The sequence below is a fragment of the Anabaena sp. PCC 7938 genome, assembly GCF_049315035.1.
GTDB classification, from domain to species: domain Bacteria; phylum Cyanobacteriota; class Cyanobacteriia; order Cyanobacteriales; family Nostocaceae; genus Anabaena; species Anabaena cylindrica.
In genome coordinates, this window is record NZ_CP186034.1 from 3719473 (window position 1) to 3746405 (window position 26933).

Genomic DNA, 26933 nt, shown 5'->3' on the forward strand with positions numbered 1-26933 from the left:
AAAAAATTAAAGATGGAAAAGCCTTCAAATTTATTACTTAAAGTTTCGCGCCGTTTATTTGATAATGATGATCAACAAGCAAAGTTTATAGATGCTTTAGTTAATCCTAAGCCTTTTTTACCTTGTATTCTTTGGTGTAAAAACAAGCCAGAAGATTCTCCTTTTATGGTAGAGAATTCAACACTTTGGCAACCCCAATTTGTAGACCGTTTACAGTTAGGGCAAAAACCCGGTCAACATCCCCTACATCAACAAGGATATTTTTATTGTTTGGATTTTTCTTCTGTATTTGCTGCTTCTATTTTGTTAACTATCAATCAATCAATACCTTTAGTGCTGGATATGTGCGCTGCACCGGGAGGTAAGAGTGTTTTTGCTTGGCAAGCATTACAACCTGATTTACTGATCAGTAATGAAGTGATTGGTAAGCGTTTGGGTATGTTAATTTCTAACTTGAAACGCTGCCAGATTAAACCTAGTGGTGTAGTAAATAGAGATTCTAGTATTTTTGCAGAAATGTTTCCTTTGTCTAGTAATTTAGTCCTAGTAGATGCGCCTTGTACTGGGCAATCTTTATTAGCTAAGGGTGAAAAAGCACCTGGATGTTTTCACTCTACATCAATTAATAAAAGTGCTAATCGCCAAAAACGTATTATTGCTAACTCAGGACAGGTTGTAGCTCCTCAAGGTTATTTGGCTTATATGACTTGTACCTATTCACCGGAAGAAAATGAGCAAGTATGTGAATGGTTTTTAGAAAAGTTTCCCCAATTTCAAGCGGTGGAAGTTCCTCATTTATTACAATATCAATCACATTTAACTACTATTCCTTGTTATCGGATGTTTCCCCAAGATGGTTTAGGTGCTGGTGCGTTTACTGTGTTGTTTAAAAATACAGATGAGGGTGAAAGAAAGGAGATAGATTTAGATGCTATTTCCTCAATGTATATTTACAAAGATATGGAAATCAAAAATTTAGGACTTACGCATTGACAGAATAACAAAATAGTGGATTGATAAATTGGGATTTATTGGTTTACACATTAAAACGGTATTTTGTCATCAGATAAAAAATATCAATCTCTGTTAGAATAGCTAAAATTGAATGACATCAAAAAAATGACCGAATACTAAATTGGGGAGAATATTAAAATGGGAGATAAATTTGGTTCTATTGTTTTTTATAGTTTTTATATTTTTGAAAGAAACTATCATAAATTGAAATCAACTATTCAAGGTTATAAAAACCTCATAGCTAGTGATGATTTTATATCTGATAGCCAAAAGTACATGGAATTACACATATACGGTGGTAGAGAACTTAGTCGCTTAATCCATAATTACGCTACTGCATGGTCTTCTTTGAGAGATAGTACTCGTGCTATTCAAAGAAAACTGGAAACAAAAACAAAATTCTATGTAGTGTGTAGTATGTTAGCACCTACAAATGCGATCGCACTTTCATGAAAAATGAAGACAGACACGATATTCTACACCCTTCTGCAAAATCTCCCCAGCGTTTTATTTGAACTGCTGGAAAAATCACCCGAACTAGCTGCACACTACGAATTTTCATCAGTAGAAATCAAAGAACTAGCACGTCGCATAGATGGTGTATTTCTACCCAAAGTCGAGTACCCAGAAGATCCTATTTATTTTGTTGAAGTCCAATTTCAAAATGATGATGATTTATACTGGCGGTTGATTACCGAAGTATTTCTGTATTTAAACCAATATAAACCTGATAAATCATGGCAAGCTGTAGTATTGTGGGCTAAACGGAGTTTTGATCCTGGTATTCCCTTTACATATCAAACTTCACTAGCTGCTGGACAAATTCATGTAGTTTATTTAGATGAATTAACTGATACATCAACTTCAATTGGTTTAGAAATTATTCAATTAGTAGTTGCGCCTGAAGATGAAGCAGTACAAACAGCAAGAAGTTTAATTAATTTAGTACAACAAGCAGATGCGGCCAACAGTCGTTATCTTTTAGAATTAGTAGAAAGAATGCTAATTTATAAGTTTTCCACCTATAGCCGTCAGGAGTTAGAAGCAATGTTTGGATTAACAGAATGGCGACAAACCAGATTTTATCAAGAAGTGAAGGAAGAAGTTCAGGAAGAAACTAAGCTAAATACTAAGTTAGAAGCAATTCCTCGTCTTTTGAAAATGGGTTTAAGTGTAGAACAAATTGCCGAAGCACTAGAATTAAAAATCGAAGTGGTACGACAAGCCCTTAAAAAGCAGGATAGACAGGACTAAGGCATCTAAGATGACGATAAATTTGTGGTAAACAAGTATAAAATGATGTTATTACCATAAAAACCCTAAAAATACTCACAATTTATCACCGATGTTATCTGTAATTGAGTCTTTTAACCCCTGGATAGTTGGCGTTGTATTAAATACAATTTTGTTGGCAATAGTGGCAATTATTCCTAAAAAATTGCTCACCCCGGCGGGTATATTTCATGCTTGGTTATTGGGAATTATCATTTGGGGAACACTAGGCTGGCAAGGATATCTAGTGGTAGTGTTTTATTTTATTGTCGGTTCTGGGGTAACGCGGATTGGGATGGCAGAAAAGGAAGCAGCGGGAATTGCGGAAAAGCGTTCTGGTGCTAGGGGGCCGGAAAACGTTTGGGGTTCGGCATTAGTTGGGGCTTTGTGCGCTGTGGGAGTGTTGCTTGTACCCAGTTTCCAGTCTTTGCTAGTTTTGGGTTATGTGGCGAGTTTTAGCACTAAGCTATCTGACACGACTGCGAGTGAAGTTGGTAAAGCTTATGGTAAAAGTACCTTTTTGATTACGACGCTGCAACCTGTGGCTAGGGGAACAGAAGGGGCGGTAAGTTTGGAGGGGACTTTAGCTGGTGTAGTAGGATCGATCGCGATCGCACTTGTGGCTTGGGGCGTAAATTTAATTGATCCCCTAGGAATTGTTTGGTGTGCGATCGCAGCATTTATTGCTACAAATTTAGAAAGTGTCATTGGTGCAACTTTGCAATCTAAATATACTTGGCTCACTAATGAAGTTGTAAATATTGTCAATACACTGATTGGGGCTGTTGCAGCTATTGTCATTGCTTTGATTTGGAAGAGCATATTTGTTTAAAATTTTACCAAAATTTGGATAAAATATGGCAGCAAATTTGCTGTTTTTTTTATATTCATTGCAGCATAGAATACTAACTTTTGAGTAAATTATTGTATTTACTAGTTTAAATAACTTAAGTATTTTCGGTAAATTTTATAATTATTTATTTTTGCCATATTTAATTCACAGAATCTTTATCATTGTGAACCGTAATTTCCTGCGGTTTTATCTATTATTTAATGGAAAAGTTGTATATATTTTTAGCGGCTTCATCATATTTATTTCATGGAATCTTCATCATTTTTGACTGTCAACGACGAGCAAATTGACCTTTCTCAAGTAGTCAAGTATTTACAAGTCTCTGGTAAACTGAATCAGTTTATTAGTGATGTACTGCGTCAATATATAATAGAAACAGAACTAGAAAAACGAGATGACATAGATATCAGTACAGGGATAATTGAACAAACAATTATTGATTATCGACTCAAAAATCAACTTACTGATCCTCAAATTTTCCAAGAATGGTTAAAAAATAATGGTACTGACTATGCCACATTTCTAGCATCAGTTACTTTCAGTTTCAAATTAGAAAAACTGAAGGCTTTAGTTGCCGAATCAAAACTATCAGAATACTTTATTGAACGGAAAATTTACTTAGATCGAGTCGTACTTTCTCGAATTATGGTTGATAATCGAGAACTGGCTGAAGAACTACACACTCAAATTGAAGAAGGAAGTAGTTTTGAGCAACTAGCAAAAGAGTATTCACTGGCAGATGAGCGAGTTTTTAATGGCATGATGGGACCACTTAGTCGGGGTAGTTTACCAGATATGCTGAGGGCGGCTGTGGATGCGGTAAATCCCAGTCAATTAATAGGCCCAATCGAGTTAGAAGGGCGGTTTAGTTTGTTTAGATTAGAAAACATTCTGCCAGCATCTTTAGAAAATGTTCAACTTAAGCAATCACTACAAAATGAGTTATTTGAGCAATGGATAGGGGAGAAAATTCAAAGTCTGACAGTAAAATTACAAGTGAGCTAAAAATTCTGGATAATCAATCTTTACAACTAAATTTCTTAGCTGCTATGCCTTGGGATCAACCGCCATTATGCTGGTTGACTCCCGAACAAAAAAACCAATTAAAAAATTATGCCGAACTTCGGCAATACAAACTTGGCGAAAGAATTTGGTCACAAGCAGCAGGAGATAATCAGTTTTTTATTATTACGGGTAAAGTCCGCTTACGAGATGATGTCAGCAAATCTTTAGCTACCCTACAGGAAGGAAATTGGTTTGGTGAGTGTCAAAAATTATTCATTGATTGTAAAGCTGTAGCTGCTAGTAAGGAAGTGGTAGTTGTGTGTTGGAGTTCAGCACTATGGGCAAAGTTTTCCACTCCTCAAATTGATGAATTTTGGAATTTGACAGGTGAAGAAGATGACAGGGAAGAAATAGGTGACAGGGAACAGGTTACAGGTGACAGAGGGAAGAGGGAAGAAATAGGTGACAGGGAACAGGTTACAGGTGACAGAGGGAGGAGGGGAGAGGAAGCAAATTATTATCATTCTTCTTCTTTTTCTTCACTGTCACCTTCTTATCCTTTTGTAGTGAGTGGGAATACTGGCGCTGCTTGTTTAACTATGGTGGCGCAATATTTAAATAATCCTGTGCAATTGGAATGGGTGCAACGGCAAATGCGAGGACAACGCCCCAAAAATTTGGTAGAAGCTGGAGAAAAGCTAGGGTTACTTCTGCGAAAGTTGCGGGTAAGTTGGGGTGAATTAAGACAGTTGTCATTTCCTGCTTTGTTACTGTGGAAATCGGCAGAAATCAAAACTCCTTCTTGGGTAGTGGCTTATGGTATGAAAGGCAATAGTTTAATTATTGCCAATCCCCTCAATTTTGAATGTGAATATTTAACCCAGTCTGTAGTAGAAGCCGCTTGGGATGGACAAATTTGGCAAGCTGAACTGGTTTCCAAACAAGAAAAATTCAACCTTTCTTGGTTCACTCCTGCTGTTTGGAAGTATCGGGTATTGTTGGGTGAGGTATTGCTGGCTTCCTTTACTTTGCAGTTATTGGGGTTAACCACACCGCTGATTACCCAAGTCATCATTGACAAGGTGATGGTACAGGAGAGTTTAGCCACTTTGGACGTAATGGCGATCGCACTTTTGTTAGTCGCTATATTTGAATCTATCCTGGGAATCCTGCGCCTATTCATCTTTACCCACACCGCACGGCGTTTAGATTTGAGTTTATCTGCTCAACTTTTTCGCCATTTGATGCGTTTACCTTTGGCTTATTTTGAGTCGCGGAGAGTGGGAGACACAATCGCCAGGGTACAGGAACTAGAACAAATCCGCCAATTTCTAACAGGTACGGCTTTAACAGTTATCCTGGATAGCATCTTTGCGGTGGTGTATTTGGGGTTGATGTTTTATTACAACATTCCCCTCACCTTTGTGGCTTTAGCTGTATTACCCTTGTTTGCGACTTTGACAATTGTGGCGACACCGATTTTGCGGAATTGGTTGAATGAAACCTTTAACCGTAGTGCGGATAGTCAATCTTTTCTCGTAGAGACAATTACTGGTATACATTCTGTCAAAGCCCACGCAGCAGAACCAGTAGCACGCGATCGCTGGGAAGGCTTATTTGCTCGCTTTATTCGCACCAGTTTTAAAGCTTCCACAACTTCTAATATTAGCAGTAATATTGGTGACTTTCTCACCAACTTCTCTACACTGCTCATACTTTGGTTTGGGGCAAAATTAGTCATTGATCATCAACTCACAGTTGGTCAATTAATCGCCTTTCAAATGTTATCCGGGAGAGTCACCGGACCCCTATTACGCCTAGTGCAGTTGTGGCAAAATCTCCAACAAGTTTTACTATCTGTAGACCGAATTGGTGATATTCTCAACGCCGCACCAGAAACCGAAGCCGGCACAGGTTTAGTCTTACCACCGCTTAAAGGTGAAGTTAGCTTTGATCAAGTTTTCTTCCGCTACAATGCCAATACCGAACCCGTATTAAAAGGAATTTCTTTTAATGTCGAACCAGGACAATTTATAGGAATTGTTGGACGTAGTGGTTCTGGGAAAAGTACCCTTTCCAAAATTTTGCAACGTCTTTATCAAATTGAATCAGGACGCATTCTTATTGATGGTTTTGACATCAAAAGTGCTGATTTAGCATCTTTACGACAACAAATCGCCGTAGTTCTGCAAGAAGACTTTTTATTTAACGGTTCTATCTTGGAAAATATCTCTTTAGGAAATCCAGATATTACTGCCGAAGAAGTTGTAGAAGCTGCGAGATTAGCCGTAGCCCATGATTTCATCAGTCAATTACCTTATGGTTACGAAAATAATGTTGGTGAAAGAGGTACAGCTTTATCTGGTGGACAAAGACAACGGATAGCCTTAGCACGATTATTTCTTTCTACTGCGCCAATTTTGATTTTGGATGAAGCTACCAGCGCCTTAGATAGTGAAACCGAACAACAAGTATTACAAAACTTGCAGAAAGTTTCTGCTAACCGCACCGTGTTTTTAATTGCTCACCGTTTCGCACCTCTCAAACGTGCTGATTTAATATTAGTCATGGAAAAAGGTGTGATTGCTGAACGAGGTACACACGCAGAGTTATTAAAACAAAAGGGTTTGTACTGGTCACTTTATCAACGACAACAGGCGAATATTTAAGCTAGAGACGTTCCTGGGGAACGTCTTTACTTATTTCATCCAAAAGTAAGAATTCAGGAGTCAGGAGTCGGGAGTCAGGATGCTTATGAAATGAAGAATAGAAAGAAGTGAAATTTTATCAAAATCATCAAAGTTAACTTAAAAAGCCTTTATTCTCCCGATTTGTCTATTCTCTATCCTGAATACTTACATCCAAAAAGGTTGTGTTTCCTGGCTTGAGATATTTAATATAATTCTTTTTAAACATCTGGTGAGGTTCTATTAGAGAATAACAGAAACAACCTCATCTTCAAAGCCTTCAGCACCCATGACCAGAAAAATTTTAACTGGCTTAAATTCAAAAACCTATGAACACCCCTTTGATCGGCAAGCTTTAGGTTCTTTACAAAAAATGCCGGGGATATCCCCCATACTCAAAAAAATTAACGAATATAGTATTGATCGCTTGCTGAGATTGCAAAGCCTTGGTAGTGAAATTAGAGTTACAAATCGTAATTTTCCTAAATTATATCAAGCATTGGCAGAAACTTGCAAAATTCTTGATGTTTCTCCCCTGCCTGAATTGTATTTTTTTCGAGGTACAGGTTATATTCAAACATATGTTGTGGGGGTAGATAAACCTTTAATTGGTGTTAATTTAGAAGCAATGGAATGGCTAAATCCAGATGAATTGGTTTATGTTTTAGGATCTGAAGTTGCTCGTATTAAGAGTCAACACATGATATATCATCAAATGGCAATTGTGATGCCGGCTTTAAAAAATTTATTGAGTAGTACTACATTAGGTCTTGGTGGTTTAGTTGCTAGTGGTATTGAACTAGCTTTATATAATTGGGTAATGATGGCTAAATTAACTGCTGATCGTGCTGGTTTATTAGCGTGTCAAGATATTAATATAGCCACAACTGCACTGATGAAACTTGCTGGTTTACCCGATGAATACTTAAATAATGATGTCATTGAAGATTTTCTCATTCAGTCTCGTGAGTTTGCAGCCAATAGCTTTGATAATTTAGATCAGGTAACAAAAATATTAAGCTATACAGAATATAGACTTTCTTGGATAGTCATGCGAACTGGAGAATTATTGAAATGGGTTGATTCAGGTGACTATGATGATTTAATTCGAGAAGATGCAAATTTAAATACGCCAGAAGATAACAATCCAGAAGCAGAGGGAAAAGAGGGTTGGAATTTTATGTCTTCCTGGTAATATTATCCCCGATTTTTTACAGAATTCGGGGATTTGATAGCTGTGTGTGGCAGAAGCCAGACATGGATAATTTGGAAAAATTCAATACAGCTGCTATGTAGTCATCAAAATGCAGGATTATGTTGATAATCCCAACATTTATTATCTCGCCAAACTCTACCCGTATTCTCGCATTTTTCTTGGTCTTTAATACCAGGAATTGAGGTAGGGTGAATAGTGTTTAAGCTGGATGTAACAGAAGAGATCATGAAAGAACCTGTATAAAAACCACCAAGGATTAAAGTTCCAAAAAAAAACGTAAGGCTGACACATTTAGCAGTAAATAAAACAGAAAAATTGCGTTGTTTACTATATGGGGAAAAGCGCATATATTTCCTCAGTGTGATGTTTATGGTAGATAACACCCTGGGAATGTTTACGCGCTGATCAATTTGACTTGCAGAATTTATTTATGGCAGAAAAATACGGATATTTCTGTTATCAGTTAACAGTTACAGCAGGAGTCAGGAGTCAGAAGTAAAACTGGCTTTGTGTATAGGTTTCAATTTAGATTTTGTACCTCCTAACTACGCAAATTGCTGTATAGTAGGGAGTAGAGAACAAAGTTGAAAACTGTATATTCTTGCCCATGTGGTTAGTACTATAGCAGTTACCATTCAAGTGACGTACAAGTAGTAATAATTAAACGCAGATAAACGCAGATAATTTTGTACTTCATTAAACTAGAAAATGCTATAGGACTCCTATTTGATTTTTGAACAAGATTAGGTATTGTAGGGTGCATTAGTATGAAATCCTTAACGCACCATTCTCAATGTTTTAGTGCATTACAGCTTACGCCTAACACACCCTACGTATTTTTTCAGCAATCAAACCAGATTCCTATATATGTTATTTATGGCTGCCTAAAAAGATAAATTAGCCAATTTAATTTTTCACTAAGCTGTTGTGCATTTAATTTGTATAAGTCTGGCGGGCAAGATGCCCACCCCACAAGATTTAAACATTTTAGGATTATCAAATTTAGGTGCTTAACAGCTTATTCACCTATAAATTACTTTGAGGGATAGTGTTGAAGGCAGAAGATTAAGTTTCTGTTTAATAATGTTTATAAGGCGGAATTTAGATTAAATATATCTAAAATTTGTCTGCAAACTTCTTTAAGCTTATCCCCAACTAAAGGGGAAGGTGTAGACTCACCAACAAAATTCCATTGTTCTACTGTTGACAGTTGCCAAACTTGCCCACGATGGTCAAATCCAGATGCTTCAACACCTATAGCACGCTTGGATTGATTGATAGGATCTTGATAAAACCGGATTTGAATTAAAATACTGCGACTGCGCCAAGATTTGCTGATTCCCGGAAAGTGAAAACCCATATCAATGGAATCTGGATCTACTAATTCTCTGGTTTCGGGGTCATTTTTCCAAGGTTTAAGATCGGATTTGGCATCAGGAAACTCTAATTTGAATAAATTAACTACTGTAGCAATCTTGCTGGTGAGTTCAAAGTTTGTTGTCTGTTCAGCTGCGTTCACGACAAAATACTCCTAATCTTGCATCGGCCTATGGGGATGTGAAAACAGAAAAACGCTGAGGAAGTTTATCTCATTGGTGTTTTAGCTTATCAATAAGATTGGAAATTTAGCAACGGTGAATTATGATTTCCTCACATTTCTTTGAGTAATTATACTAAAAAACCTTCCCTACCGCTAACAACTCTGCCTTTTGATTGGTTTGGTAACAAATTCTTGTCAAGCTGGAGTATTTTTTGTAAAAACCTCTGTTGACTAGAACGATAAATTACAGTGGCGATCTAAAATGACACTGTAAAGCCGCAAACAAATAGTAAATTAATTTCCGTTTATGGTGCGTCAACGCTCTATTTTATCACTGATTCTCGTACTAGTGACTACATTCCTGATCAGCTGTGGCGGTCCTAGTGTTGCTACTGCACCTCCAACTTACACACCAGATCAAGTGGCGAAAATTCAGGTATATGTTCCTGATATTGAGGTGGTGCGCGATCGCTCAGAAGAACTCAAAACCTTGATTAAAAGCGGGGAATGGATTGATGTCGGCAATTTTATCCATGGCCCAATTACAGAAGCTAGGTTAAATATGACTTACGTCATCCCCAACTTGTTACCCCAAGACCAACCTAAAGCCAGACAGATCAGCAAGGCTTTTTTAAGCCACTTGGTAAAAATTGACCAAGCTGCTAAGGTCGGTAACACTAGTTTGGCCTTGAGTAGCTACAAAGATGCTTTTGTCGATATTGACAAGTTTCTACAACTGATTCCAGAAGTAGGTGACAGTTGACAGATGACAGGTGATAGGTGACAGGTTATGGAAGGAAGGGGAAATTTATCTTTCTTCTGTTCCCTGTTACTCATTACCAATCCTTTGTGTCCTACTATGAGTCCTGAGTCACAAAACGCTAGGGTAATGGGGTGATAGGGTAAAGAGGGCGAATCTTTACTCTTCACCTCCGCACTTCATAAAAAACGTCATGAATATAGTAATTATTGGATGTGGCGTAGTTGGGGCGACTATCGCCTATCAACTCAGTCAAGTTAAAGGTCTAAATATCACTGTTTTCGACCAAAATCAACCAGCACAAGCTTCAACAGGTGCGGCTCTCGGTGTTTTAATGGGTGTAGTTAGCCACAAAATCAAGGGTAAAGCTTGGCAAATGCGTCAAGAAAGCATTAAACGTTATGAAACTTTGATTCCTGAACTAGAAGGGATTACGGGGCGCAAAATTCCTTGTAACCGTCAAGGAATCGTGATGCTGTTGTCAGAAGACACAGAACGCCCTTTAGCTAGTGGTGTGGAAGTAATAACAGAATGGGAAGGATTACGGGAAATTCGCCAATCTCAAGGTTGGCAGTTAGCTGTTTGGGACAAAGAACAACTGCAAAAATTCTGTCCACAAATTCATCATTCTACTATTATTGGTGCGGTCTACTCTCCCCAAGACCGTCAACTCAATCCTACAGCTTTAACATTAGCTTTGGTAGATGCGGCTCAACGTAATGGCGTTAAATTTAAATTTGGTGCGAGTGTCAAAATTAACCAAGTTCCACCTTCTCAATTAGTACAAATATCGCCGACAGTTAATGAGCAACTTAAATCTATTGAAACTTCAGAGGGTACTGTTACCGCAGATTGGTTTATTGTTTCTGCTGGCTTGGGTTCAACCTTACTGACTGCACAATTAAATCAAAAGGTGCATATCCGTCCGGTGTTGGGGCAAGCTTTATATTTAAGTTTAGGACGGTTTTTAGGAAATCCTGATTTTCAACCGGTAATTACTGGTAATGATGTCCATCTTGTGCCTATGGGTAAAGGTGATTATTGGGTGGGGGCAACGGTAGAATTTCCTAATGATACTGATGAGATATCTGCAAAGCAAGAATTACTGGAAGCTTTACAAAAACAAGCGATCGCATTTTGTCCAGATTTAGCTTCAGCAAAAGTTGTCCGCACTTGGTCTGGTTTACGTCCCCGTCCTGAAAATCGCCCCGCACCTGTTATTGATAAACTCCCTAGCTTTAATAATGTCTTATTAGCCACTGGTCATTATCGCAACGGCGTTTTGCTCGCACCTGCAACAGCCTCAGCAATTCAGGAAATGATTATTCCTAAGAATTCTTAATGCAGATTAACGGACTGATACATTAATTATCTTCGGATCAAAGACAATTAAGGGTGGGGAAACCCCGCCTCTACAGGCTTCGCAATTGAAAACCCCCATAGCAAAAACTGAAATCGCCTCTAAATATAGGCTAAAATACTGATTGTAACTAGCTTTTTTAACTTTTAACTTTTAATTTTTAACTGCTTATGACCATGCACAATTCCGTTGAATTCCAAGACGCATTTGATGTAATTGTCGTCGGTGCAGGTCACTCCGGTTGCGAAGCAGCTTTAGCTACTGCCCGTCTCGGTTGTCGGACTCTGCTGTTAACCCTTAATCTAGATAGAATCGCTTGGCAACCTTGTAATCCAGCAGTAGGTGGCCCAGCAAAATCTCAATTAACTCATGAAGTAGATGCTTTGGGTGGAGAAATTGGCAAAGTTGCAGACCGCACCTATCTACAAAAACGTGTCCTCAACTCTTCACGAGGTCCGGCGGTGTGGGCATTAAGGGGGCAAACTGATAAGCGAGAATATGCAGCAGTCATGAAATCTATTGTCGAGAATCAAGACAATTTGACACTTCGTGAAGGCATGGCTACCGATTTGGTGCTGGGTGCTAACGATGAAATTATCGGTGTACAAACTTACTTTGGCATGGCATTTCAATGCAAAGCCTTAATTATCACCACAGGCACATTCTTGGGTGGTAAAATTTGGGTGGGTAACAAGTCAATGGCCGCCGGACGTGCGGGAGAGTTTGCGGCTGAAGGATTAACAGAAACTCTCAATCGCTTAGGATTTGAAACGGGAAGATTAAAAACAGGAACACCTGCACGGGTAGATAGACGCTCGGCAGATTACAGTAAAATGGAAATTCAGCCGGGGGATAAAGAAGTCCGCTGGTTTAGCTTTGACCCCCAAGCCTGGGTAGAACGGGAACAACTGGCTTGTTACATGACCCGAACAACGGCGGAAACCCATCGTTTGATTCGGGAGAATTTGCATCTATCACCAGTTTATGGTGGTTGGGTGGAAGCGAAAGGACCCCGTTATTGTCCGAGTATTGAAGATAAGATTGTGCGTTTTGCGGATAAAGAAAGCCACCAAATTTTTATTGAACCAGAAGGACGGGATATTCCTGAATTATACATCCAAGGATTTTCTACGGGTTTACCAGAAAATCTACAATTGTTGATGTTGCGGAGTCTCCCCGGTTTAGAAAACTGTGTGATGCTGCGTCCTGCCTATGCAGTGGAGTATGATTATATACCTGCAACTCAGTGTTATCCGACCTTGATGACGAAGAAGGTGGAAGGGTTATTTTGCGCCGGACAAATTAATGGGACAACGGGTTATGAAGAAGCTGCTGCACAGGGTTTAGTCGCGGGTATTAATGCGGCGCGATTTGTCCGGGGTGAGGAAATGATAATTTTCCCCCGTGAGCAAAGTTACATCGGGACTTTGGTTGATGACTTGTGTACGAAGGATTTACGGGAACCTTACCGAATGCTGACGAGTAGGTCTGAGTACCGCTTGTTACTGCGTTCTGATAATGCTGACCAACGGTTGACACCTTTAGGAAGAGAAATTGGTTTAATTGATGATCGTCGTTGGGATTTGTTTACTAGCAAACAAGAACAGATTACGGCAGAGAAAGAACGTTTGCATTCTACCAGAATTAAAGAACTTGAGGAAGTGGGGAGAGCGATCGCACTCGATACCCAACAAACAATTAAAGGCTCAATTACCCTCGCTGACTTATTACGTCGTCCAGGAATACATTATGTTGATTTGGAAAATTACGGACTAGGTAACACCAACCTTAACCAAGCCGAAAAAGAAGGTGCAGAAATAGACATTAAATATTCTGGTTATCTAGCCAGACAGCAAAACCAAATCGAGCAAACCGCCCGTCAAGCCAACCGCCAATTACCTGCAAATTTAGACTACACAACAATTGATACTCTTTCTAAAGAAGCCAGAGAAAAGCTCAACAAGGTCAAACCCCTCACAATTGGTCAGGCATCTCGCATTGGCGGAGTTAATCCAGCTGATATCAACGCCTTACTAATTTATTTGGAAATAGGTAGAACCAAGTCCCAGAAACAGTTATCGGTGTTAGCCGACACATAAAATCAGAAAGAGCAAGTATAGTATGATGTGAGGGATCAGTATGATAGATGACATATATTTTTGTTGTGACATCATCAACTTGTCCTAAATTAGAGTAGAATTTAATACCATTGCTCAATCAACTTGTCTCCTCTGGGACAAGTAATTTAGCTATTTATTTTTTTTAACTTGATTTCCAGGTAATCGGGGTGTAGTTTACCCTTCCTAGCAGCTACAACAGAGGATGTCTATGATCACAGAAGCCAGCACCCATCTAATTATTTCCGAAGCAGCAGAGGACTTAATCCCCAATGAATCCCTGTCCATAGAAACTTACGCTGAAGGATTAATGGATGATCTCTTCAACGATATCGACAGCATTCTAGATGGTCGGAGGAAACGTCCAGCCAAAACTGTGAGGGCAGAATATGTACCTATACAAACAGTTATGCTAAAGACTCCAGAAGTGGTTTTACCACAGAGAGTACACGGAACAGTTAAGGCGATGTCGCCAACCAAAAAGCAACAAACAAGTACATTAGTCTTTAATCACCCCTCTGTTACGGCTATTAGTACAAGAACTCAACAAAATAGCAGTGGTTTAGGCAACCTGCTAATTATGGGAGCCACCTTAAGCTTGGCAATGGTGGGTACACTCTACCTCACAGATTCGAGACTGCTAACTAATCTCACTGCTAAATTGATTCCCCAGAGTTCACAAACAAGTCAGCCACAAGCGCCTGTAGTTATCAAACCAGACCCTCAAGCAGAGTTGGTTAATTATATGCTGGAAGCCTTAGCAGTCATAGAACAGCAAGGAACAAGCACTAATCAGACATCAGCTAGATCTGGATTTCCGGCAGTAAATCTCAACCAAACTAACTCTTTGGCTTTGCCCAGTACCCAACCAATTGGGACTCTACCACCACCAGTATCTGCTAATAATGTAGCACCTGCTCCTAGTCGGGTAACAAATGTTGTTGAGCGCATATATATCCCTGTCTATCAAGCACCTCAACCCCTACGCCCATTACCACAGGTTTTGCCAATTCCGGCACTGGTATCCACACCTGAGACTGTGAAAAATCTTCCCAACGCGGCGCAACCAGCAAGCAAACCAATACCAGCAAAGGTGTTAACGGCAACCGTGAAGCCAGCAGGTAAACCTCAGCTACCTGCTATAGCACCGCCAAAACTGCCAACAGCACCAGCAACTATTAAGCAACAAGTCTATTTACCACCTAGTTATTCCGCTGAATTGGAAGGATTACTAGAGTTAGGAAACAAATCTGCTGCTTTGTTTAAAATTGATGGTGTAACTCGCCGCATTAACCTGGGAGAGGGTATTGGCTCTAGTGGTTGGACACTAGTAGAGGTGAGTAATGGTGAGGCGATTATCCGCCGTAATGGCGAGGTGCGCTCAATTTATGCAGGTCAAAAATTGTGAGAACTGGTTAATACTCCCTGCCATAAATTGACGGGGATTTTTAACAGTATTTCCGAACTTTGATTAGCTTCTCAATGGAGCGTTAATTTCAAAGTGAATATGATTACTGTGACCACTCAGAGGAGTACAAAGACCCTCTTGAATTAGCTGCTGATCATTGAAAAAAACTGCTCCTGTTCTGACTAGCTGTTGCTTGCGAATAGATTTCAGCAAGGCTCGCGTAGCATCTTGATCGTATTCAGAACTTGACCAGACAATACCGCCAAAATTACCATTTTTCTTGGGCAAGAAAACATCACACATCATCCCGGTTTCATGACCGCGATGATCAGGGGTATCTCCTCCATAAGGTAGGCTAACATCATTAATCGCAAATGGCGCAGCCTTGGGGTGAGTACTACGATAACTATTTTGATAATCTTGAGCGATCGCTTTAATGACATCAGCTAACCAATGGGTTCCAAAATCATGATTATCATGAATTTCTGCTAGTTCACCATTAACAAAACCATTGTCAGGGTCACTTGCCGGCATTAATACCCACTGCGGTGCATTAGCTGCTTGCAACCATCTATGAGTTATTTCACCAACATCAACTCTACCATCACCACTAACAGTACTGCGACCAACAATAATTGACTGAAATAGTTTAATAGCATCAAATAATCCTCTATCTCGGTCTGCACTCTGAGGATCACCTACCCATTTGTAGCCTAACTCATACAATCTGCCTTTAACTGCTTTCACGTCATCAGCTTTATTGACTCCGCCAATTCCTACACTACCACTAAGTTCAATTACCTTTGCTGCTAATACACTAGATGTTGAAATTTGTTGAGTTTTTTGATTGCTAGGAACAACTACTTTGATGTTGAACTTAAGGATTTGGTCATTAATAGTAATTACTATTTGGCGATTGCCATCTTGGTTAAATACAAAATTGAATTGCCATTTACCGTCCTGATTAATTAGTACACTGGGGGCTGGAAATTTATCATCAATTATCACTGACAAAAGTTTGCCACTATCAGCTAATTTTGCTAAACCTTCAACTCTGAAACCTTGACCTATTTCTACTTCTTTAGGCGCACGAATTAGTTGCAGTTGTTCTAATGTCGAAGGAATGATAACTTCCCCCTTATTAGTCAGTAATTCCTGTGCTTCAGGCAGTAGTTTAATAATTTTACTGACGTAGTTAGGATCAGATGAATATCCCTTACTTTTGAGAAATCCAATAAAGTTTTCTGGAGTATTAGTATGCTCTTCTAAACCTTTATAGGGAGAACGAGTTAAAAATTTCCAATAACCAATAATAAATGCATTAATATCTGTGAATTTACAAAACTCAACTTCTTCTAGCTCCGAAGAAATTTTTATCTTCACTGGCTCTGCAAAGCCTTTCATATGAGGACTTCGCCATTTTAATCCGGCAAAATTATTAGCATTAATGGCAAGTTCGCTTGTGGCTCTAGCAGATTCTAACAACCATTGAGCTAGGGTAACTTCTTTGAGAATTTGCCTATTGATATTACTAATCTTAGCAGTTTCAAGACCAACAGTTTTAAATATTACTTCTAAATCGCTGTTCAGATAATTTTTGACTAAATCGTTGAGTAATGTCATAGTTTTCCCTGCACAAAAAGAATATATTTATTGAAATCTGTAATTTGAGATATAGTTAGCCTAAACATTATCTGCATTCGTGATCTCACTAGGGTCATATTATACAGCAATCTTAAATATTAATAGAACCGTAGATATAACAAAACCAATAGACAAAGTGACTTTCTAGCTTTTAAGAGTTTCTGAAAAGATCAAAAAAGCAGTTCATATTTTACAAATTATTAATTTAATATAAAGATGGTATGATGCATATTCACAACAGCAGAGATATATGGTTATAGTAAAATATACGGATAAAGTGCATGGTTCATAATTATGGCGTGAAGCTTGATTTATAAGAAGTCTAACTGAAATTCAAAATAAAATCAATTTTTTACAGTTATGTCAAACCTACGTCCATCCTTAAATTCAGCAAATTCCCATTCTCAACAAACTGCATTTACAAAAAATTCTCGCAACGTAATGGAAATGCTGGTTGTAGACGAAGTGGAGAAACAAATCAAATCCTTGCCTCTCAAAACTGCTAACTACATCAAAGCATCAGAAGTTGTTGCTTATGCTTTAAACCGTTTACCTTGCCTGTATGCTACCAGTAGGAGAGGGTGGCAGCGACAATGGCATCATGGAAAAACAGAGTTATATCAGAAAATTACCACAGCTGTACGTCAAGGAATTATAGCTGTACAAAGAGATCCTTTGCGTGTTAATGATCCTCTCAATTTTACAGCAGACCAAGCAGCCTTAGATGCTTTGGAAAAACTAAAAATTATATTGCAACGTCAAGACCTGTCATGGGATAACTTAAGTGATGTAGTGGAGCAAACATTGCTCAATGAGTCACAAGGTAGGACTACCTGGCGTAAATCTGGTTGTTTAGAAAAGAATACATTTGACTGGGAAAAGCATCGGCTATAAATTAAAAGCTGATGCTGCTATTGCTTTTTAACACTAGCCTCCAGGGTTTTTACTTGAGTTTGCAATTGTTCTACCATTTGTTGATGCGATCGCTCTAACAAATAACCTGCCCAAACAAAGCTACCACCTAACACCGCAATTACAGTCACTAAAAGGCTAGTCAGCATTTTTACTTGAGAACGAAGTTGTTTGACTTCATAAATTTGGTATTGATTCTTATCCAGAGAGATGAGATTGCTATCTTCATTTTCTGCGACTATCTCCACCTTTGCATTTTCTACTTTTTCATTCTCTATTATTTTGAACTCAATCTTGCTTCTTAGCCAATCAGCAATTAACTTAGGGCAATTACTCTTAAACCATTGCCAAGCAATCATCCTGAATGCCGGCTTAGATAATTTAGAAATCCCCTTCAGAGTTTTATTAAGAGTCCGAGACTGAAACTTTTGGTTGATTAAATTAGTTGACCCAGCATCATAGAGACAATTTAAAATCAACTTAACTGTAATTTCTTCCCTGTAGATCAAATTTTCCAACAAGAGGAGAACATCTTGCATCAGTTTTTCTTCTCGTTCTGCTTCTGTCTGCAATTGTGTCAAATCAGTTGATGATTCTAATTGTTTAGGCATAGTTTTTGTATAAATTCCCAGTTTCCATTCAGTGCTTCCCTTTAAGTATACCGATATCAGAAAGCATTTGCTAATTCCTCGATTTATTAGCGTCAAGCGACTAACCCATTAGCGGGAATAGATATGATCTACCTACAGTGGTAATGAATAACAATATCATTCAAAAACAACTGTTTTATTTCTATACAAACACTTGATTTTATCAATTTAACCCTACCACCCTATCCTAGCGAACTAACCCTGTGGAAGATTGACTAAATTTTTCCCAAGCAACCACAACCTTATTAAGTACCAATCAACCCTAGAGCAAAACTGAAGAGAGTATGAATTTGATTATAATTTTTTAGGGCTATTGGCAATCTTTCAAAAAGTAGATTTGAAAGAAAATTGTTCTAGCAAATATATTGCTAAATGGGTATTGACAAGTTTAGAACTGCTAGTAAACAGATGGAATTAAATTACCGATTACCAAAATCACTCAAAAACTACTGTCCTATTCCCATATACCAAGACGCGATTTTGTAAATGTAATCTTACTGACCTAGCTAAAACAACTCGTTCTAAATCCTTGCCCTTTCTCACCAAATCATCCACCTCATCTCGGTGACTTACCCGCACCACATCTTGCTCAATAATTGGGCCTGCATCTAAATCCGCAGTCGCATAATGTGCCGTTGCCCCAATAATTTTCACACCTCTTTCAAAGGCTCGATGATAGGGATTAGCGCCGATAAAAGCTGGTAAAAATGAGTGATGAATATTAATAATCTGCGGAAATTGTCGAATAAAATCAGCGCTGACAATTTGCATATATTTTGCCAATACAACTAAATCTATTTTGTACTGTTGTAGTAATTCTAATTGTTTAATTTCCTGTTCTTTTTTATTTTCTTTAGTAATAGGAATATAGTGATAGTCAATGCCAAATTTTTCTGCTACATCCTGTAGATGAGGGTGATTACTAATAATTAGGGGAATTTCAGCATGAAACTCTTTTGAACGTTGTCGCCAAATCAAATCAAACAAACAATGGTCTTGACGACTAACCCAAATTGCTAGACGTGGAACAGTATCAGAAAAGTGTAATTCCCACTTAGCATTTAAAGGTTGAGCAATCGCATTAAATGCTTTTGCAATTAAGTCTCGTGGTAGATTAAACCCATCTAATTGCCATTCTAGGCGAGTGAGAAATAAACCAGCAGCAAAATCTGTATGCTGGTCGGCATGGATAATATTTCCACCATTGGAATAGATAAAATTGGCGATTTTTGCTACTAGTCCCCGTTGATCAGGACAGGATATTAGTAAAGTTGCTGTTGGCTTAGTCATAAAATTTTATTTAAAATTTATTTATTTACTATTTGTTGGGAATTGATTCAGGAAGACCCGGTAAAGGCTGTGATTCGCTGCTGTTTTCTACCTGTTTCCACTCGGATATTTCTCGGTTGACTGCATTTAAAAAATCTTTAGATACTAGCAATATATTGATATTATCATTTGTTTGATTAGTGGGATTAACTTGAGCATACAAAAAACTATTATTAAAATTAAGTTTGCCAATAATTAACTGATGGCTTTGCTGATTTTTGAGTTTAATTTCGATATTTGTTGGGGATTTTTCTAAACCAAATTCACTTCGTTGATTATTGGGAATGGATAGAGTTTTCTCACTTGTGCCTTTGACTAATAAATCCAGCAAATAAGCAACAATCGCATCATTAGCGGGTTCTGATATTGGCGATTTTATTAGCCATTTTGGTGATTCAGGTTTATCGTTACGTTCTAGATTTAATGTTATGTCTTTTGTTTTGACTGTTAAAGACTGGACATCATCAGCAGTGAAAGTAAAAATCTGCTGCTTATTTTCCTGAACTTCTTCACGCTGAGTTGCACCTTTAATTTCATAAAGGTAAACAAAACCACCCAAACCCAGGGCTAAAAGTATCAAAATTAATGTTGTGCGTTTCATTTATTAATTGGTCATTGGTAATTATACTAAAAAGATTGGAAATTTGATTTTTAAACGCAGAGGTTCGCTGAGGTAAACGCAAAGTGACGCAGAGTTTTTACTGAGGTTTTTGCTGTGAATTTTGTCATCCTATAAAGTCTATATATTAGCCGTTTTTAGTATAGAGGCAAAATAAATAAAGATAAATACTCTCCCTCATCTCCCCAGTTTCAAATGTCTATCTTCGTTTCCACCAAATAATAGCCCCTGTTGCCAAACCGATAAAAGGTAAAAGTAATAAAGAAGATATTGTTAATAGATTTGCTTGGATAGTTGACATGGTGATGCGGCGATTTGTCGGTTCTTTGGGACGAATGGAAAGTGGTTGTTGATCCTGTTGACTCAGCCAAGTTACTGAGTTGAGGAATACATCTCCATTTAATTGCTGTTGAAATAAGCCATCTGTAGCAAAATCCGAGTTTCCCAATACTACTAAACGTGATTCTTTGGTAGACGCTATTGGTGTTGGTGAAGCTGTTGGTGTTGGTGAAACTGTTGGTGTTGGTGAAACTGTTGGTGTTGGTGAAGCTATTGGAGTTGGTGAAGCTGTTGGTGTTGCTAAATTTCTCTTTAGTGCCACGCCTAAAGTTAGAGGGCCTTTGAGGTCTTTACCTTCATTAAACTCTAAATTTTCACTTTGCTGGTCGCTTTCTGCCCAACTGCTGGGATAGGGTTTTGTTCTTAATAGAGGAGTATACTCGATACCTGGAACTGGGGTAACTTCTAAAGGACGAACTAGGGGATAGAAAGAAATACCGTTACCGAAATCTTTAGTGATGGGATGTTCTCCGTATTCTGTGACTAAAGGTGCAGCAGGCCCAAGTCCTAAGCTTTGTCCAGAATTATCTATAGCTAAACGATTATCTAGTTTTACGCCCCAATCTTGCAGCAAACTGTCAATTTTTGGGTCAGTATTGGGGTCAATCATCAGCAATAAGTTACCGCCACGATTAAGATACTCTTGTAAAGCTTTGACTTCACTTGGAAATAACTCTCGTTTGGGGCCAGCGACGATAACGACAGCAGCATCTTCAGGTAATTGAGGATTTTCAGCTAAATTCAGCGGTGAGGCGGTGAAATTTTTGTCAGTTAAGCCCTGAATTGCTTCTGATACGGCACCTTTACCTGCTGTAAGTTGGTGTTCGCCATGACCTTGGAGAAAGTAGACTTTAGTGGTGCTGTTGGTGGTGATTTGTTGCAGGCGATTTGTTAGCCTAACTTCTGATAGGCGTTCATTTTCATTTATTGTCTGTACTAATTGGCGTTTGTCTACAAATTCTAGATAAACTTCGCCAAAATCTTTGACTCCAAATTTTTCTGCTAGTCCTGGTCTAGCTTGGGGATCAATATATTCAAATTTAAAATTGTTACTTTGGCGACTATAATTTTCTAGTAATTCTTGGTCTTGATAATTTTGCTCTCTGGTAAATACCCAGACTTTAGCCGTTTGTGGTAGGGTACGCACTAATTCTTTAGATTGGGGGGCGAGGGTAAATAACTGAGTTTCTGTTAAGTCTGCCCGGAGGTGGTAGCGAGTACTTAAAAAGTTAATTAGTCCTAATATTGTTAATACTGCGAAAGTGGCGATAATGGCGTTTGTACCTGCTTGGGTAGAACGCTGCTGCCACCATTTACTCTGTCGGTTTTGTACTACTATCCAGATACCGCAGATAACAATACCAGAAGTTAGTAATATTAAAGGTAATAATTTCCATTTGTCTGATAAAAGTGCGATTGCTAAACCAGCTGCAATCAGGAATGGACCTAGTAAAAATATAAGTTTCCAAGGTTTCTTTTTAATCATTAGAGACTGGGTAATTGGTAATTGGTATTTGATATTTGATATTTCTCCCCTGCGCCCTGACCCTTGCTTCTTCTAACGGCGTTGGAAGCGGAGTGCGTCGATTGATTGGGCTGTGAGAAAGATGCCTAAGATGATGTAACTGGCAAATACTATCAAGCTGCTGGTGTCGAAAATGCCTTGAATTAAGGTGTTGTAATGTTTTAGTAAGGATATATGACCTAAAGCTAAACCTATTGGTCCGGGGATGGTTTTGGCGATTACATCAATAAATAACAGTAATATAATGACTCCGAAGCTGAGGACAGCTGATAAAAGTGTGCTGTCTGTGAGTGAGGAAATAAACATTCCTATGGATAAAATTGCTGCGGCTAGTAAGATTAATCCTAAATGACCGAGTAAGGGGATGATGGGTGACATAGGGGGATTTGAACTGCTAAGTGCGATCGCTTCAAATCCGAGTAAAGGTAAAATCAATGTTGTGAAAAACGTTAGCACTCCTAATAATTTACCCACCGCTACAGCCCAGTTAGTGACTGGTGATGTGGCTAATAATTCTAATGTTCCCCGCTTGCGTTCTTCGGCATATAATCCCATGGACAAAATTGGCAGAATAAACAGCAATAACCAGCCCATGCGGTCTAAAAATGCCCGCACAAATTCGTAAGGAACGTCTATTGGTGGTACTGGTACACCTATTTGTTGTCCTTGGATGTCATAAGCGGCGACTGTGGGCAAAATTCCACCAGGCCCTAATAAAATCATCACGAAGAATAAGCCGGCAATAAACCAAAAAATGCCAGCAATAGCATAGGCCAAAGGAGATACAAAATAACTTTGTAACTCCCGGCGATAAATGGCAATAATATTAGCCAGAACAATACCCATCTATGCGGCTTCTCCTTCTGTGGCTGCTGAGTCTGCTTCAGGTAGCAAATTTTTTTCCTCTGTAGTCAGTTGCAAAAACACATCTTCTAGGGTAGCGCTGACTCGTCGCATTTCATATAAACTGAATCCGCCCCGAATCAAAGCCGCCGCGATATTCTGCCCTGGTTCCGTTCCTGGTTGAGATATTACCCGCAGGTGGGCGCGGTTTTGGGTCTTATAACTTGTCGGCATTGATTCTACCAAAATCACATTTGATATATTTTGCAATACCTGTTTTGCTAGACTTACTTCTCCTGCAATTTCTAATTCATATCCAGAACCATCTGTCAATTGTGTCATCAGATTTTCTGGTGTGTTAGTAGCTACGACTCTACCGCCATTGATAATAGCAACGCGGTTACAAGTCATGCTCACTTCTGGAAGAATATGGGTTGAGAGAATAATTGTGTGCGTTCCGGCTAAACTTTTGATTAAATTTCGGACTTCAATTATTTGTCGGGGGTCAAGTCCTACTGTTGGTTCATCAAGAATAATTGCTGGGGGGTCGTGAACTATAGCTTGGGCAATACCAACTCTTTGACGATAACCTTTGGAAAGTTTGCGAATTATGACTTGGCGTTTTTCCTGTAAATTGCAGCGTTGCATAGCGGCTTGGACTTTTTGAGAGCGATCGCCTGACGATACTCCCTTAATTCGAGCTACAAAGTGCAGAAATCCCTCAACCGTCATTTCGGGGTATAACGGTGGTGTTTCCGGTAAATAGCCAATTTTCTGTCGGACTGCGAGGGAATTTTCTTGGACATCATAACCTGCAATTTTGGCTGTACCTCTGGTTGCGGGTAAATAGCCGGCTAAAATCCGCATAGTCGTAGTTTTACCAGCGCCATTTGGCCCTAATAAACCTAAGATTTCCCCTGGTTCTACACTAAAGGACACATCTGTGATGGCTGAGGTAGAACCGTATATTTTACTGAGATGTTCAACTTCTATCACTGATTTTAGGGATTTAAGGATGATACGGAATTGAGGATCTTATTTAAAGAAGTGATTAACTGATGACAAGAACATAATAAACTACTGCTGTGAAATCCTTAAATCCTTACCAATCTGTGATTCAGACTAAAAAGATATGGTGATAAAAAACTAAAATATTTAGATACTACGGAGAAAATTATTGGTGCTGCCTTTGAGGTGCATAAGTTTTTGGTTAATTTATCAAAAAGCGATCGCATATGCATATGAAATGAGTAAAGTCAGGTTAACTTTTGCCCGCGAGATAGAACAGTATATCTTTAATCCAAATTTCCGTGTCATCCTTATAATCCGTGATTATGGTTGTTGTTAAACTCCGTCTAAGGAGAAAGCTGTAGTTTTTTCTACAGGAAAATCTCCAGTTCTCAAGATGGATGGGTTATGTAGCAATTCCCAAGCTCATGAAATACACCCCACCCGCGCTATCGCGCCTTACCAAGGGGAGGGTTGGGGAGGGGTAATTTTGTATATCACGCTTAGTGGGAAACGCTATATATTAAGTTTCATCCGTATTTCCGTGTCATCCTTTAATCCCTATAATCCGTGATTATGGTTGTTGTTACATTCCATGTAAATCCCGTGACGGGAAATGATACTAATTCAGGTTCCCGTTCCAATCCGTTTAAAAGTATTACCCGTGCATTAAAAGTTATTAAATCACCCGGAATTATTCAACTAGGAATTGGGACATACGGTGTTGCTAGTGGCGAAATTTTTCCTCTCATCATTCCTGCGGGGATGTTGGTGGTGGGTAACGAAGCTAATAAAGGTGAAAAAATTATCATTTCTGGAAGTGGGGAATATCAAAGTCCTAGCTTTGGTATGCAAAATATCACCCTCTTATTGCTAGGTGATGCCAGTTTGTTGGGTGTGACTGTGACTAATTCCATTGCTAAAGGTACTGGTATTTGGATTGAGTCAACAGCACCGACATTGGCTAATAATACTTTCAGCAAATGTGGACGGGAGGGAATATTTACAACAGGTAATGCCAAACCAGCAATTTTAGATAATCTGTTTGTAGAAAATGCTGCCAGTGGGTTAATGATGGCGCGGAATAGCAAAGGTGAAGTGTTGCGGAATGTGTTTCAAAAAAACCCTCTGGGCATAGCCATTAGTGACTTTGCCGCCCCCCTAGTGGCAAATAATCAGTTGTCAGAAAACCGAATGGCGATCGCTCTTTCTCGTGATGCTAGACCGGTGCTGCGACGCAATCTGATTACCAAAAATACCCAAGGCGGTCTGTTAATTAATGGTAATGCAGTTCCTAATTTAGGCAGCACCCAAGATCCGGCTGATAACATTTTTCGAGATCAGGGTGAATTTGATGTGCAGAATTTATCCTCACAAAAGTTAATTTCTGTAGGTAATCAGTTAAATTCTACCCAGGTGAAGGGTTTGATAGAATTTATCGCTGCCACAGCCGATACTCCCAGTCAAGTAGGAATTAGTACTAGTTTTACTGATTTAGATGGACATTGGGCCGCAGCTTTTGTACAAGCTTTGGTGAACAAAGGTTTTATTAGTGGCTTTCCCGATGGCACTTTTCAACCATCCACACCAATTACCCGCGCTCAATATGCTGCCCTCATTACCAAAACTTTTAAACTACCTGCTAGTAATCAACTCAATAGATTTAAAGATGTCAAAACTGACTTTTGGGCAGCCGCAGTCATAGCCAGTGCATCTGAACAAGGTTTTTTGAGTGGCTTTCCCGATGGCTCATTTCGATCAGGGCAAAATTTAACTAAAGTTCAGGCTATAGTTTCCATTGTCAATGGCTTGAAATTTAGCGGTGGTAATCCAAATGGATTAACAGTGTATAGCGATCGCGCTCAAATTCCCAGTTATGCTATTAATGCCGTGACTATGGCTACCCAAAAACTTTTAGTAGTCAATTATCCCCAACCAGAACTACTAGAACCATTACGAGAAATTACCCGTGCTGAGGTAGCAGCATTAATTTATCAAGCATTAGTTGCTAGAGGTGAGATTGAAGCTATACCTTCTCCCTACATTGTGCAACCAGAAACCGAGATTCCTTCCTTTTCTGATTTAGTGGGACATTGGGCAGAACCATTTATCCGGGCTTTAGTGAGTATGAACATCACTCAAGGTTTTGCTGATGGCAGCTACCAACCAGATAAACCCATGACTCGCGCTCAATATACAGCTTTAATAGCGGCTGCTTTTAACCCTACACCCAAACGCTCGGCCACAGAATTTACTGATGTACCTGCCAGTTTTTGGGCGGCCAGCGCCATTCAAAAAGCAGCCAGTGGTGGTTTCGTAGGTGGATTTAGCGATCGCACTTTTCGTCCTGATCAAAATGTTCAACGACTACAGGTGATGGTTTCTTTGGTGAATGGACTGGGACTGCCCGCAGCCGATAGTAGTATTTTAATTGTTTACACAGATAAAAAATCTATTCCCGAATATGCCCAAACTGCGATCGCTACTGCCACAGCACAGAAAATAGTGGTCAATTATCCAGACCCCAAATTGCTTGCACCCACACGAGATGCCACACGCGCCGAAGTTGCAGCTATGATTTATCAGGCGCTGGTTGCCCTCCAGCGTACTAAATCCATTAATTCACCTTACATAGTAATCAAAAATTAGGGGGCAGGGGAGCAGTGGGGCAGTGGGGCAGGGGAGCAGGGGAGCAGGGGGCAGGGGAGCAGGGGAAAGATAAATTACCAATTATCAATTACCAATCACCCATTACCAAAGTAGATACTGAGTACATATAATGTTAAATTTGTCTAGAACTGGAGTTCTACTCTATTATTTTGCATAATAGCG

22 protein-coding genes are annotated in these 26933 nt (G+C 39.1%); 13 read left to right on the plus strand and 9 right to left on the minus strand.

Going from position 1 to position 26933, the window contains the following annotated elements:
- Nucleotides 1-12 precede the first annotated feature (12 nt).
- The 7 genes from ACOWPH_RS17065 (at nt 13) to ACOWPH_RS17095 (ending at nt 8026) form a co-directional block, all read left to right on the plus strand.
- Nucleotides 13-993, plus strand: a complete 981-nt coding sequence (locus ACOWPH_RS17065; protein WP_015216571.1) for an RsmB/NOP family class I SAM-dependent RNA methyltransferase — start codon at nt 13-15, stop codon at nt 991-993.
- A 159-nt stretch (nt 994-1152) separates the two neighbouring features.
- Nucleotides 1153-1467 carry a hypothetical protein gene (locus ACOWPH_RS17070; protein ID WP_015216572.1) on the plus strand — a complete coding sequence of 105 codons (315 nt, stop codon included), beginning with the start codon at nt 1153-1155 and terminating at the stop codon, nt 1465-1467.
- Nucleotides 1468-1470: 3 nt separating this feature from the next.
- Nucleotides 1471-2268 (plus strand): Rpn family recombination-promoting nuclease/putative transposase, encoded by a 798-nt coding sequence (locus ACOWPH_RS17075; RefSeq protein WP_015216573.1) that lies wholly within the window; start codon nt 1471-1473, stop codon nt 2266-2268.
- 91 nt (nt 2269-2359) lie between these two features.
- Complete coding sequence (locus tag ACOWPH_RS17080; RefSeq protein WP_015216574.1) at nt 2360-3118, plus strand: TIGR00297 family protein; 759 nt, start codon at nt 2360-2362, stop codon at nt 3116-3118.
- 267 nt (nt 3119-3385) lie between these two features.
- Nucleotides 3386-4144 carry a foldase protein PrsA gene (locus tag ACOWPH_RS17085; protein ID WP_015216575.1) on the plus strand — a complete coding sequence of 253 codons (759 nt, stop codon included), beginning with the start codon at nt 3386-3388 and terminating at the stop codon, nt 4142-4144.
- Entirely contained in the window at nt 4093-6813 is a 2721-nt protein-coding gene (locus ACOWPH_RS17090) for a type I secretion system permease/ATPase (protein ID WP_015216576.1), read from the plus strand. Before ACOWPH_RS17085 ends, ACOWPH_RS17090 begins: the two co-directional genes overlap by 52 nt.
- 307 nt (nt 6814-7120) lie before the next feature.
- Nucleotides 7121-8026 carry a M48 family metallopeptidase gene (locus tag ACOWPH_RS17095; protein ID WP_015216577.1) on the plus strand — a complete coding sequence of 302 codons (906 nt, stop codon included), beginning with the start codon at nt 7121-7123 and terminating at the stop codon, nt 8024-8026.
- Between the two features lie 104 nt (nt 8027-8130).
- On the opposite strand, the gene ACOWPH_RS17100 is transcribed toward ACOWPH_RS17095, so the two are convergent.
- Entirely contained in the window at nt 8131-8394 is a 264-nt protein-coding gene (locus ACOWPH_RS17100; protein ID WP_015216578.1) for a hypothetical protein, read from the minus strand.
- 740 nt (nt 8395-9134) lie between these two features.
- Nucleotides 9135-9566: a hypothetical protein gene (locus ACOWPH_RS17105; RefSeq protein WP_015216579.1), complete on the minus strand. Its 432-nt coding sequence runs from the start codon at nt 9564-9566 to the stop codon at nt 9135-9137.
- A 328-nt stretch (nt 9567-9894) separates the two neighbouring features.
- Here ACOWPH_RS17105 and psbQ point away from each other — a divergent pair, with 328 nt between their 5' ends.
- From psbQ to ACOWPH_RS17125, 4 genes are all read left to right on the plus strand, one after another.
- Nucleotides 9895-10350, plus strand: coding sequence for a photosystem II protein PsbQ (gene psbQ / locus ACOWPH_RS17110; RefSeq protein ID WP_015216580.1), 456 nt, complete (start codon nt 9895-9897; stop codon nt 10348-10350).
- Nucleotides 10351-10540: 190 nt separating this feature from the next.
- Nucleotides 10541-11689 carry an NAD(P)/FAD-dependent oxidoreductase gene (locus ACOWPH_RS17115; protein ID WP_015216581.1) on the plus strand — a complete coding sequence of 383 codons (1149 nt, stop codon included), beginning with the start codon at nt 10541-10543 and terminating at the stop codon, nt 11687-11689.
- Between the two features lie 188 nt (nt 11690-11877).
- Nucleotides 11878-13806, plus strand: coding sequence for a tRNA uridine-5-carboxymethylaminomethyl(34) synthesis enzyme MnmG (gene mnmG, locus ACOWPH_RS17120; RefSeq protein WP_015216582.1), 1929 nt, complete (start codon nt 11878-11880; stop codon nt 13804-13806).
- 223 nt (nt 13807-14029) lie between these two features.
- Nucleotides 14030-15232, plus strand: coding sequence for a hypothetical protein (locus tag ACOWPH_RS17125; RefSeq protein WP_313933846.1), 1203 nt, complete (start codon nt 14030-14032; stop codon nt 15230-15232).
- 63 nt (nt 15233-15295) lie between these two features.
- Here ACOWPH_RS17125 and ACOWPH_RS17130 read toward each other — a convergent pair whose 3' ends face one another.
- On the minus strand, nt 15296-16855 hold the full coding sequence (locus ACOWPH_RS17130) for a glucosaminidase domain-containing protein (RefSeq protein ID WP_015216584.1): 1560 nt from the start codon (nt 16853-16855) through the stop codon (nt 15296-15298).
- Nucleotides 16856-17236: 381 nt separating this feature from the next.
- On the opposite strand from ACOWPH_RS17130, the gene ACOWPH_RS17135 reads away from it, so the two are divergent.
- Nucleotides 17237-17770, plus strand: a complete 534-nt coding sequence (locus ACOWPH_RS17135; RefSeq protein ID WP_015216585.1) for a late competence development ComFB family protein — start codon at nt 17237-17239, stop codon at nt 17768-17770.
- Between the two features lie 17 nt (nt 17771-17787).
- On the opposite strand, the gene ACOWPH_RS17140 is transcribed toward ACOWPH_RS17135, so the two are convergent.
- From ACOWPH_RS17140 to ACOWPH_RS17165, 6 genes are all read right to left on the minus strand, one after another.
- Nucleotides 17788-18399, minus strand: coding sequence for a hypothetical protein (locus ACOWPH_RS17140; RefSeq protein WP_015216586.1), 612 nt, complete (start codon nt 18397-18399; stop codon nt 17788-17790).
- Between the two features lie 474 nt (nt 18400-18873).
- A complete protein-coding gene (purU, locus tag ACOWPH_RS17145; RefSeq protein WP_015216587.1) occupies nt 18874-19728 on the minus strand; it encodes a formyltetrahydrofolate deformylase in 855 nt (284 codons plus the stop codon).
- A 28-nt stretch (nt 19729-19756) separates the two neighbouring features.
- A complete protein-coding gene (locus ACOWPH_RS17150; RefSeq protein ID WP_015216588.1) occupies nt 19757-20368 on the minus strand; it encodes a DUF4340 domain-containing protein in 612 nt (203 codons plus the stop codon).
- Nucleotides 20369-20585: 217 nt separating this feature from the next.
- On the minus strand, nt 20586-22211 hold the full coding sequence (locus ACOWPH_RS17155; RefSeq protein ID WP_015216589.1) for a GldG family protein: 1626 nt from the start codon (nt 22209-22211) through the stop codon (nt 20586-20588).
- Between the two features lie 72 nt (nt 22212-22283).
- Nucleotides 22284-23096 carry an ABC transporter permease gene (locus tag ACOWPH_RS17160; RefSeq protein WP_015216590.1) on the minus strand — a complete coding sequence of 271 codons (813 nt, stop codon included), beginning with the start codon at nt 23094-23096 and terminating at the stop codon, nt 22284-22286.
- Nucleotides 23097-24089, minus strand: coding sequence for an ABC transporter ATP-binding protein (locus ACOWPH_RS17165; protein WP_015216591.1), 993 nt, complete (start codon nt 24087-24089; stop codon nt 23097-23099).
- A 588-nt stretch (nt 24090-24677) separates the two neighbouring features.
- Here ACOWPH_RS17165 and ACOWPH_RS17170 point away from each other — a divergent pair.
- The gene (locus ACOWPH_RS17170; protein ID WP_015216592.1) at nt 24678-26750 is read left to right on the plus strand and encodes an S-layer homology domain-containing protein; all 2073 of its coding nucleotides are present in this window, start codon (nt 24678-24680) and stop codon (nt 26748-26750) included.
- Nucleotides 26751-26933 lie beyond the last annotated feature (183 nt).